This is a genomic window from Chryseobacterium sp. 3008163, assembly GCF_003669035.1.
Classification (GTDB): Bacteria; Bacteroidota; Bacteroidia; order Flavobacteriales; family Weeksellaceae; genus Chryseobacterium.
Genome location: NZ_CP033070.1, coordinates 1,718,793 through 1,731,216 on the forward strand (window position 1 = coordinate 1,718,793; position 12,424 = coordinate 1,731,216).

A 12,424-nucleotide genomic window follows, 5' to 3' on the forward strand; every position below is an offset into this window, starting at 1 on the left:
AAGCTTCAGATTTTCAAGATATAGGACTTTATTATAAAATTAAACAGCGGTAAAAACTAAAATTTACCTCCATTAAATATTGTATATTGGTCTAAATCAGAAAATTTTGAAACTGAAATTCAACAAAAGAAAAATTCTCAGAGGTATTGTTATTACAATGATCTCTATTGTCATTTTAATTATCCTGCTGATTTTAAGTTTACGACTTCCCGCAGTACAGAATTACGTAAAAGATAAACTGATTGTTTATTTAGAGAAAAAAATCAAAACCAAAGTAAGTCTCGACAAAGTTTACATAGGATTTCCAAACAGTTTAGTGATGGAAAATCTATACTTAAAAGGTCAGAATATAGATACCCTTTTAGCGGTAAAAAAATTCGATGTCGGTTTAGATATGTGGCAATTGATGAGTTCAAAAGCTGATATCACGTCGATAGATTTGGAGGGTGTACGTGCCAATGTGGTTAGAGATCCAAAAGGAAAATTCAATTTCGATTATATCATTGATGCCTTTGCGACCTCGGATAAAGAAGAAAGCACTTCAAAACCGTTCATCATTTCTTTAGATAAAATTAAATTAAAGGATATTGGGCTAACTTTCAATGATCAACAATCCAGAAACGATATTAAAGTTTATTTTAATTCATTTGATACGAGAGTAAAAACGTTTGACCTTCAAAATAATTCCTACGCAGTTAATGACATTAATTTGGACGGATTAAGATTAAAGCTGAAACAGGATTTAGTAGAAGAAGTGGCCAAAAATGTTGAAGAAAAAGTAGATTCCCTGAATCAGAAAAAGCCTATGAAATTAGGCTTAAACGGAATCAAGCTAACTAATTTCAATATCGATTACGGTGATGACAATTCTAAAACTTTCGCAAAAGTTTTGTTTAAAGAATTAAGCACAAAAGTCAACAGCATCGACCTTGAAAACAATGACTACAATGTTGGAAATCTTTATTTGAGAGGCGCCGACATCAATGCCAACTTATTCCTACCGACAGAAAATGCCAATGCGAAAAAGGATGAAAAGCCTGAAGTTTCTACGGTTTCTGCGAAAGAAAAAGCGATGAAAGTGATTTTAGGTAAATTATTTTTGGATGATGTAAAAGTTGCGTACAACAACACGGCTGTTGCTCCTACCCGCTCAGGAATGGATTTTAATCATCTCAATTTTGCTAAATTAAATCTAGACGTCCGAAATTTTAAAATGGAAAACAACGGTTTTGCAGGATCTGTAAAATCAGCGGAAATTCAGGAAGCGAGAGGCTTGAATGTGCAAAAATTCAATACCGATTTTGTTTACGCTCAAAAAGAAGCGTATTTAAAAAACCTTTATCTGCAGACTCCGAAAACGATTTTAAGAGATGAAGTTGTTTTAAATTACAATTCCATTGAGCAATTATCTTCCAATTTGGGAGCGGTGAAAATTTCAGCTGACATTAGAGATTCTAAAATCGGGTTTTCTGATATTTTAAATTTAGTTCCGACCTTAAGAAACACAGCACCTTTCAACAAATATCCGAATGCTACTTTAAATGTCAACGCATTTATCAGAGGAACAGTCAATGATCTGGCAATTCAGAATCTGAAAGTTTCAGGTTTAGATCAATTGAAAGTTTTAGCTTCAGGGAAAATCAAGAATGCGATGAATCCGGACCAGTTGTATTATGATTTGAAAGTTGCAGAACTTTCTTCGTCATCCAAAACGATCTACAATTTAGTTCCTAAAAATACCATTCCGAAAAACATAACCTTGCCTTCTTTCTTCACGATTCGTGGAACGGCAAAAGGGACAACGCAATTAATTGACACCAATTTACGCCTGACTTCCACTTTAGGAAATGCGGCGATTATCGCAAAAGCTGATTTACGTAGAAAAAATAGAGAAACTTTCGATGTAAAAGCCAATCTTCAGGGGCTGCAAATCGGAAAACTGATTCAGAATAAAGATTTGGGAAGTATTACAGCTCAAATCAATGCCAAAGGACAAGGTTTTGGTCCGAAAACAATGTCTGCGGTTCTTTCAGGCGACGTGAGATCGGCGACCTACAAGGGCTACACCTATCAGAATATGAATCTGAAAGGGAAAATCAACCGTGGTGCTTACGATATAGATTTGAACTCAAAAGATCCGAATGCAAATTTACATCTTGCTGCTTCGGGTGTTTTCAACGATAACCCGACGGTAAAAGTCAATGGAAATATCAACAAATTAGATTTAAACAAACTCGGATTCTACAGCTCGCCGATGATTATCGCAGGAGTAATCGATGGTGATTTTAAAACTTTAGATCCGGATAATCTGAATGGATATTTGAATTTAAAAGACTTTGCAATTTCAGATACAAAAGAAGTTTACCCAATTCAGGAAGTGAATTTGCTGGCGGTTTCAACGGCAGATTCTACTCAAATTAAATTCAATTCCCAGATTGCCGATGTCGAGCTGAACGGAAAATATAAACTGACTCAGATTTTTGGTGCGTTAATGCAAACCGTCAATCAATATTATCAGTTTCAAAAGCCTGGTGCTGCTCAGAAAATTGATGCCGGACAGTTTTTTACTTTCAATGCTAAAATAAAAAATGATGATCTGATCAGAAAATTTGTTCCCGAACTGAAAAGTTTTGAAACGATCAACATAAACGGAAATTATAATGCAGATTCTCAGCAAATCCTTTTAGATGCGCAGATACCTCAGGTTTTATATGGAACCAATACGCTGGAAAATACAAGTTTAAAAATCACCAACGAAAATCAGGCATTACAATATGACTTGAGTGTTGCGTCATTAGCCAGCGAAAGTTTTGCGCTTAAAAAAGTAAATATCAATGGTGATGTTGCACAAAATATCATCAATTACAATATCACAACAAAAGACGATAAAGACGAAACGCAGTTCCTAATTGCCGGAAATGCCAAGTCGATGAATGACATCACAGAAATTTCTTTAAATCCAAATGGTTTAAAACTGAATTATATGGATTGGACGGTTGCTGAAAACAACAAAATATCCATTTTCAGTCAGGGAATTGTAGCGGATAATTTCACCCTTTCCAATTCGGGAGCGGAAATTTCTTTACAATCTGAAAGCAATTCTCCAAGCAGTCCGCTGAATGTTTCTTTGAAAGATTTTAAAATTGAAACCATTACTGAAATCATTAAAAAAGATTCTCTTTTAGCCAAAGGAACCATTAACGGAACCGCGCAGCTTAGGGATTTAACCCAAAATATGACCTTTACGTCAGACATCAATGTTTCTGATTTGATTGTTTATGGAAGTCCGGTTGGAAATTTAGACATTAAAGTTAATAACCAATCTGCGAATCTTCTGAATGCAGATATTGCACTTTCGGGGAACAGTAATGATGTGAAAATTTTAGGAAATTACAATACTTCTTCCAGCACATTTGATTTAGATTTAAATATGAATCAGCTTCAAATGAAGACGCTCCAAGGCTTCTCGATGAATGCGATTACAAATACTGAAGGTTATCTTTCGGGAGATTTAAAAATTAGCGGAACGACGACTGCTCCAAAGATTCTTGGAGATATTAAAATGAATAATGTCGGACTAATGATTTCCCAGACCGGAAGTGATTTCAGAGGGATTAATGATAAAATAGGATTTACTAACCGAGGAATTGAGTTTGACGATTTCAAAATCAAAGACAAAGACGGAAATTCTTTAAACATCGATGGACAGGTTTTAACTCAAACTTATAGAGATTTTGCATTTAATCTTGATTTGGATGCGAAAGATTTTAAAGTTGTGAATTCAGAGAAATCCAACGATGCGATGATGTACGGAATCTTGGCGATTGATGCAGCTTTAAAAGTAAGAGGAAATTTAGATTTACCAAAAGTTGACGGAAGATTAGCCGTTTCAAAAACAACAGATTTTACATTTGTACTTCCACAATCGAGCCCTTCATTACAGGAAAGAGACGGAATTGTAGAATTTATTGATCAGGATCAGGTAGCTTTAAGTAAAACCATTAAAGCAGATTCTATTGACAGTCAAAGTCCGATCAAAGGATTAGATGTCAATGTAAATATTGAGGTTGATAAAGAAGCAAAAATGTCTATCGTCATTGATAAAGCTGCCGGAGATTTTGTAAAACTTCAGGGTGAAGCTGATCTGACAGGAGGAATTGATCCATCAGGGAAAACCACTTTGGTAGGTGTTTACCAGGTTGAAAAAGGAAGCTACGAAATGTCGGTAAGTGTTCTGAAAAGAAAATTCGACATTCAAAAAGGAAGTACAATTACCTGGACAGGCGAACCGACGACTGCCAATCTTGATATTACGGCAATTTACAAAACCGAAACTGCACCAATTGACCTTGTCGAACAGCAAGTTGGCGATGCAGATTTGAATCAATATAAACAGAGAATTCCTTTCAATACTTTATTGATTCTGAAAGGTGAATTGCTGAAGCCTGAAATTTCGTTTGATATTACAACAGACGAGAAAAATAATGCTGTTTCTTCTGCTGTTACAGAAACCATCGATGGAAAATTAGCTCAGCTAAGACAAGATCCGAATGAGATGAACAAGCAGGTTTTTGCATTGCTTCTATTAAACCGTTTCATTGGTGAAAATCCTTTCCAAAGTAATTCGGGAGTATCTGCAGAGACGATGGCGAGACAGAGTGTGAGTAAAATTCTTTCTCAGCAGCTGAATAATTTAGCATCAGATTTAATCAAAGGAGTTGATTTAAATTTCGATTTGGAATCTACGGAAGACTACTCTACCGGCACACAAAATACGAGAACTGATCTTAATATCGGTTTAAGTAAAAAATTACTGAATGATAGGTTAAAAGTTTCCGTAGGAAGTAATTTCGGACTGGAAGGTGAAGCCAGACAAAATGAAAACACGACCAATATCGCAGGTGATGTGACTGTGGATTACAGTCTTTCAAGAGACGGAAGATACATGCTTCGTGCGTACCGTAAAAATGATTACCAAGTTGCGTTGCAAGGACAGATTGTAGAAACTGGGGTTGGATTTATCATCACATTAGATTATAATCAGTTCAGAGATATTTTCCGAAAATCGAGAAATAATCGAAACAAGGAAAACAGAGAGAATAAGAAAAAACAAGATAACCAAGTCGTAGAATTTAAGTAATGAAAATCAATTTAAATACATATTATAAATATTTTTTGGCATCGGGAATGACGGCGGCTGTGGTTTCTTGCAGCAATACGAAGTTTCTGAAAGACGGACAGATGCTCTACACGGGAGCCGAAGTAAAGATTGAAAATGATACGCTTCCAAAAAAGAAAAAGAACGAACTGAAAGCTGCTCTTGAAGAAAATTTAACGCCAAAACCCAATTCATCATTTCTTGGTTTAAGACCAAAACTGTATGCGTATAATGTTACAAAAGAGCCAAAAAAAGAAAAAGGTTTAAGATATTGGCTGAAATATAAATTTGGTGAGGAACCTGTTTTGTTGGGCGATGTTGACAGAGAGTTTAACAAAGATATCATCGTAAATTATTCTGAAAACAAAGGTTACTTCAATGCAAAAGCGAAGTATGATACGGTTTCGAAAAATAAAAAAGCACAGGTTATTTATACTTTAAATCCCGGAGCTCAGTATTTGATCAGCAATGTCAATTTTGTAGAAGATTCTACTTTAGTTAATCGTGAAATTCAAAGTTTCAAAGACAAAACTTTATTAAAACCGGGAAACCCGTTTGATTTAGATGTCATTAAAGCTGAAAGACAGAGAATTGATGACGGTTTGAAAGATAAAGGTTTTTATTATTTCAATCCTGATAATATTATCGTTCAGGCCGACAGCACAGTTAGCAAAGATCATAAAGTAGAGATGATTGTCAAGTTAAAAGACAACACGCCGAAGCTTGCGACCGAGCAGTTTACGATTGACAAAGTGGTAGTTTTTCCTAATTATAATCTTCGTGATGCAAAAAAAGGATTGTATAATATTCCAATGAATCCTGATTCACTGAAAGGTTATGAGTACAATGATATTTACGTAGTTGATCCTAAAAGAAATTTAAACCAAGAATGTTTGACCGTGCATTATATTTTGACAGAGGAGACATTTACAACAGAAAAGATCACAATTTATCACTGAACCGATTGATCAGTTTGGGTGTTTTTAAATTTGTAAAAAATGAATTTGTTGTTTCAGATTCTTTGAATCATAAGTTTGATGCATATTACGTTTTAACTCCGAGAGAACTACAGTCACTACGTCTGGAAGCTTTAGGTAGAACCAATTCTGCCAATTATGCAGGAAGTGAATTAAATTTAAATTGGACACAGAGAAACTTTTTCCGTGGCGCAGAACAATTTAAAGCTTCTGTTTATGGAGCTTTTGATGTTCAGATCGGTGGGCCTGCAGATGCTGAAAATATTTTCAGAGCAGGAGCAAATGCACAGCTATCCATTCCTAGAATTGTGGCGCCGTTCCGTTTTAATTCTTCGAGTGCATTTGTACCGAGAACCAATGTTAAATTGGGTTATGAATTTCAAAACAGAACCACATTATATTCTTTAAATACTTTTAATGCTTCATTTGGCTACCAATGGAAAGAAAATGTAAGGAAGGAACATGAGCTCAATATCATTGATGTTTCTTTGATTCGTCCAGCTGATGTGACTGCAAAGTTTGATTCAATTTCACGAAATAATCCTTATCAGCAAAGAATTACTCAGCAACAACTTATTTTCGGACCAACTTATTCTTACACTTACTCGACAACGATGCTTCCTCGAAAAAATACATTCTATTATAAAGGAATGCTTGATTTAGCAGGAAATATTACAGGTCTTGTTACCGGAGCTAATGCGAAAGAAGGAAAAGAAAAAACAATTTTCGGAGTTCCTTTTAGCCAATATGCAAAAATTGAAAATGATGTAAGATTCTATCACAAATTTACAGAGAAAACATCTTTTGCATCAAGATTTATTGCCGGAGTCGCCGTTCCTTATGGAAATTCGGAGCACATACCTTTTTCCAGACAGTTTTTTGTGGGTGGAAGTAACAGTATCAGAGCTTTTCGCGCTAGGACATTAGGACCAGGAAGTTTTGATCCAAGAACCCAGCAACAAAATGGTGGTTTTGCTTTTGATCAGGCAGGTGATGTAAAATTAGAACTGAATGCAGAATACAGAGCAAATCTTTATAAGTTCTTAAATGTTGCCGTATTTGTTGATGCCGGAAATATATGGTTAATTAATGATGAGATCGATAAAAATGGTATTAATACTAGACCTGGGGGGAAATTTTCTAAAGAATTCTTGAGCGAGATTGCAGTAGGTGCTGGTGTAGGTTTAAGACTTGATTTTTCTATTCTTGTACTAAGACTTGATTTGGCAATGCCTTTGCGAGTACCTTACTATGAAAAGGGCGAAAGATGGGCATTTGACAGAATCAACTTTGGAGATTCAAGCTGGAGAAGAGATAATTTGATTTTGAATATTGCAATTGGTTATCCATTCTAAAAGGCGGATGGAAACTAGCGAATAGCTTTTGGCTTATGCAAGCATGTATAAAATAATACAATAAAATATCAATAGGAACGGGCTTTAGCCCGTTTTTAATTTAATACAATTCATTAGGCTTTAGCCAAAATTTATATGCGGAAGTTCTTTTAAAAAATCGTAAAAACTTATTTAAAGGAATAGTCTTTGCGTTAATACAAGAAATTATCTTGTATTCTTTTAAGGATAAATATCAACGACCAAATCACACTTATTAATATTGAATTATGCTAAAGGAACTAAAATTTTTCTGGGAAACTGTCAAAGAAACATTTACGGAATGGAACAATTCTTCCGCATCCAATGATTCTGCGAGTTTGGCGTATTATGCCATTTTTTCGATTCCAGGTTTGCTGATTATCATCATCTGGATTGCCGGATATTTCTTTGGTGAAGAAGCTATTCGTGGCCAGATCAGCAGTCAGATCAGCGGATTGATGGGACAGGATGTTGCCAAAAGTATTCAGGATATGATTGCCGGAGCTTTAATCGATAAAGAAAATATTTTTATGAAAGTCGTAGGAATCGGATCTTTGGTGTATGGTTCTACTACCCTATTTTTTCAGTTACAGAAGTCTTTGAACAACCTTTGGGATGTAGAAGCTGCGCCTAAAAAAGCTTTGGTTAAATTTCTTTTAGACCGAGCCAATTCATTGGGAATGATTCTGATTTTAGGATTTTTATTAATGATTACAATGGTTTTATCTTCATTAATTGGGTTATTTAATGATTTAATCACCAGATATTTTGGTTTGGAAACCTATATCATTGTAGAGCTTATTAACTTTGCCATCGGTTTCGGGATTGTAGTCGTGCTTTTTGCTTTGATGTTTAAAGTTTTACCAGACGTTGAAATCAGCTGGAAATCAGTTTGGAAAGGTGCGCTATTGACCGCAGGATTATTTACTTTAGGTAAATTTTTATTAAGTCTTTACTTTGGACAATTTAAACCAACCTCAGCATTCGGAACCGCCGGAACAGTGATTTTGATTATGATGTGGATTAATTATTCCTGCATGCTGGTATTCTTTGGAGCCGAATTTACAAAAGTATATACCTTAAGAAAAGGTTACAGAATTGTTCCTTCAAAACATGCCAAATGGAGCAGTGCAAAATTATATAGGGAAAGTCAGATTAAAACTGAAACTCCTCAAGTTTAAACCATAAAAAGGCCTCTCAGAAATCCTGAGAGGCTTTTGTTTTACATTCTGTTTACCGTTTGTATTCCGAGTAATTGTAATGATTTTTGTATTGTTTTTCCGGTTAAATCAGACAGATTTAAGCGATACTGTTTTATATTTTCATCTTCCTGAATCAATATTGGATTATTCTGATAAAACGAATTATATGATTTAACCAAATCATATAGGTAATTAGCAACCAATGCCGGACTTAAACTTTCTGCCGCTCTAGCTACAACTGCTTTATAATTGGAAAGCTGCATGATTAATTCCTTTTCAGATTGGCTTAATTCGATAGCTTCAGTTTCTTTTGCTACAAAATTTGCTTTCGCCAACAAAGATTGAATACGTGCATAAGTGTACTGAATAAAAGGTCCTGTATTTCCGTTAAAATCAATACTTTCTTCAGGATTGAAAAGCATTTTTTTCTTAGGATCAACTTTCAGCATAAAATATTTTAACGCTCCAATCCCGATGCTTTCGTAATTGATATTCTTTTCTTCTTCTGTAAAGTTTTCCAGTTTTCCCAGCTCTTCAGATTTAGATTTAGCAATATCAAACATATCCTGCATCAACTCATCCGCATCTACCACAGTTCCTTCACGCGATTTCATTTTCCCATTCGGAAGCTCAACCATTCCATAAGATAAATGGAACAACTGATCTGCCCATTCGTAACCCAGCTTTTTTAAAACTTTAAATAAAACCTGGAAATGATAATCCTGTTCGTTTCCTACCGTGTAGATTAATTTCTGAAGATTATTTTCTTTAAAACGTTGCACAGCCGTTCCCAAATCCTGCGTCATGTACACAGAAGTTCCGTCTGAACGAAGCAAAAGTTTCTGATCTAAACCTTCATCCGTCAAATCACACCACACCGAACCATCTTCTTTCTGATACAAAACACCTTTATCTAAACCTTCCTGAATAAGATCTTTTCCTAAAATATAGGTATTGCTTTCGTACTGAACCTGATCGAAATTTACTCCAAGTCTCTTGTAAGTTTCACCGAAACCTTTATAAACCCATGAGTTCATTTCGTTCCAAAGATTTCTCACTTTTTCGTCACCATTTTCCCAATCGAGAAGCATTTGTTGAGCTTCCTTTAAAATAGATACCTTAGAAATTATATTTTTATCATTCTCCAGTTCTTTTCTTGCATTGTCATATTCTTTATTAAGAATATTAGCTATACTTTCTTCACCATCGTTATAATTATCTATATTTAATATGTTTTTATTATTTTTCTCTAAAACTTTACCAAATATTTCTTTTTTAGCTATAATTTGAGAGTCAATTTCATCATATTCATTTAAAATAAAATTACTTAAAAGAAAAACTTTACTATTAATATATTTCGGATCAAGATTCAAAGTCTCTTTTATCCAAATTCTTAAAGCTTTCTCCTGTGCATCGTGAATTATTTTACTTATAGGCTCATTCTCTATGTTAAGCAATCCCAACGTATTATTTTCAAAAGCTTTAGTAAAAAAATCCCCAAGTTCTATATTAACTTGAGTCTTTAATTGTTTTTTTAATTCCTGATCGAATTTTACATAATAGTTTCCTACGAATTTATCTCCTTTTATATTTTCAGTTTCGGGTGTTTCTCCTTTACCAAATTTCTCCCAAGCCAACATCGATTTACATATATGAATTCCTCTATCGTTGATAATCTGACTTTTAATCACATCGTAACCAGCTTCCTTTAAAATCTGAGCCACAGAAAAACCCAATAAATTATTTCTAACATGTCCTAAGTGAAGCGGTTTATTAGTATTCGGAGAAGAATATTCCACCATTACGGTTTCATTTTTCTTTTCAATGTTTGAAAATTGTTCTGAAACTGTTCTAAATTGATCTACAAAAAATTGATTTTTAACTTTTACATTTAAAAATCCTTTAATCACCTTGAAACTTTCAAGCAATTCAGTTTGTTCAGTTAAAGCCTGCCCCAATTCTACTCCAATGCTTTCAGGATTTTTCTTTAATTGTTTCACCAGAGGAAAAGTAACGATGGTAAAATCGCCTTCAAACTCAGTTTTATTCTCCTGAATCTCGAGTTGTATATCTTTTAACTGATAGACATTAAGGATAACCTCTGCCAGTTTCTGTTCTATGATATCTTTAATATTCATTATTCTAATTTGAAGTACAAATATACGGAAATAAAAAAACCGCACTAAGGCGGTTCTTAATATGAATGTTAAAAGTGATTAAGTATTAATTGAGGTCCCAAAATACCTTTGTTGTCAATTTATCTCCACCTATTGCAGAAGAAGCCGATTGATAATTAGCTCCGTTGATGTTAGGTTCTGTAGATGGATACGTTAATCTCACAGGAATTTTTCCTTCTGCAACAGGATATGCACTTGCAGGTGCAACAATATTTGGAAAATCTAAACGTCTGAAAAACGTCCAAGATTCAAAACCTCTATTATACATAGCAACCCACGCCTGATTTCCTATTTTCTCCTTCCAATTCCCGGTTGCAGTGTTGTAATTAACAGCAGCCTGATTATAGTAGGTCGTAGCATCTGCGCTATTCACTCCCCAAAAAGTAAGTGAAGCTTTCACAGCATTCTCATAATGTGTGGCGGCAGAACCTACGGTATAGCCTCTTTCAGCAGCCTCTGCCAATATAAAATTGATTTCTGCAGCATCAATAAGTACTCCTGGTAGATTTGGCTGTTTTATTTTATCACCAATATGAGAGTAAGATTCATCATATGGTAGCAAATTTTGGTAACCATAGTTCCCTCCAACATATGTTGTTCCACCATTTTCAGCATCTTTGAAAGTAAAATAAATAGGTCTTCTAGGATCATTCAAGGTATTCAGCCTATTTACAAAAACTGATGTGGGAACAAAATCATTTCTGTTACTCTGTACCAATTCTTCATGAATAAGATTGTAGTTTGGTGCAAAAGAATTATAGGCAAGTAAAGCATTATTTGTATTACTTTCAATTACCCCGGCTGCATATGCCTCTTCTATACTCGATTTTGCAAGACTACTGTTAACATCGGCCATGTTGATAGCTATTTTTGCTTTCAATGAATTTGCAAATAATTTCCATTTTGAAACATCGCCAGCATATACCAAATCCTGATTAGGAGTTATTGATTTGTAACCTGCATCTAGCTTGGCAATTGCAGCATTTAATCTTATAAGAAGTTGAGGATAAATTGTTGCATCATCATCATATTTTGGCAACGGTGTATTTACAATATCCAACGATTGTGAATAAGGAACATCTCCAAAACTATCTACTAAGACCTGGTATGTATAAATCATTAAAACCTCAATAATAGCAATTCTGTTTTGCTGTATCTTGCCCCACTCAGTTTCGGACATAAGAGCCGGTTTGCTTTCTAATAAAATATTTTCTTTCGCTTTCTTAAAATTCCCAAGAGCTTCAGAATAGAGATTATCCCAATGATTATCAGGGATATTTCTTGATGTTAAATCATAGCGTGATTCTGCACGATAAGTAGTTGCTGCCCAATATTGTGAGAAATAGCGAAATACATTTAGATTCACACTTGGTGTGGTAAGCTGATCTACCAATTCTTTTTGTGCATTGGCAAAGAAATACTCTCCGGAAGCTTCATAAGCTTTAAGAGAATCGTCATTATAAATATCATCTTCACTAGCACAAGAAGTGATTAAAGTAGAGACTGCAAATATTGATAAAAAAAACTTTTTCATAAT

At 34.5% G+C, this 12,424-nt stretch carries 4 protein-coding genes and 1 pseudogene; 3 read left to right on the top strand and 2 right to left on the bottom strand.

Annotation, left to right across the window (positions count from 1 at the left end; all coding sequences use genetic code 11):
* The first annotated feature begins 106 nt into the window (after nucleotides 1-106).
* The 3 genes and pseudogenes from EAG08_RS07780 to EAG08_RS07790 all read left to right on the top strand — a co-directional run bounded on the left by EAG08_RS07780 (nucleotide 107) and on the right by EAG08_RS07790 (nucleotide 8,689).
* Complete coding sequence (locus tag EAG08_RS07780) at nucleotides 107-5,140, top strand: translocation/assembly module TamB domain-containing protein (RefSeq protein ID WP_129534951.1); 5,034 nt, start codon at nucleotides 107-109, stop codon at nucleotides 5,138-5,140.
* A pseudogene (locus tag EAG08_RS07785) lies at nucleotides 5,140-7,490 on the top strand (BamA/TamA family outer membrane protein). Before EAG08_RS07780 ends, EAG08_RS07785 begins: the two are co-directional and overlap by 1 nt.
* 266 nt (nucleotides 7,491-7,756) lie before the next feature.
* Nucleotides 7,757-8,689, top strand: coding sequence for a YihY/virulence factor BrkB family protein (locus EAG08_RS07790; RefSeq protein ID WP_129534952.1), 933 nt, complete (start codon nucleotides 7,757-7,759; stop codon nucleotides 8,687-8,689).
* Between the two features lie 41 nt (nucleotides 8,690-8,730).
* Here the strand turns inward: EAG08_RS07790 and argS are convergent, their stop codons facing one another.
* On the bottom strand, nucleotides 8,731-10,848 hold the full coding sequence (argS, locus tag EAG08_RS07795) for an arginine--tRNA ligase (RefSeq protein ID WP_129534953.1): 2,118 nt from the start codon (nucleotides 10,846-10,848) through the stop codon (nucleotides 8,731-8,733).
* A gap of 85 nt (nucleotides 10,849-10,933) precedes the next feature.
* Nucleotides 10,934-12,421 (bottom strand): SusD/RagB family nutrient-binding outer membrane lipoprotein, encoded by a 1,488-nt coding sequence (locus EAG08_RS07800; RefSeq protein WP_129534954.1) that lies wholly within the window; start codon nucleotides 12,419-12,421, stop codon nucleotides 10,934-10,936.
* Between the last annotated feature and the right edge of the window lie 3 nt (nucleotides 12,422-12,424).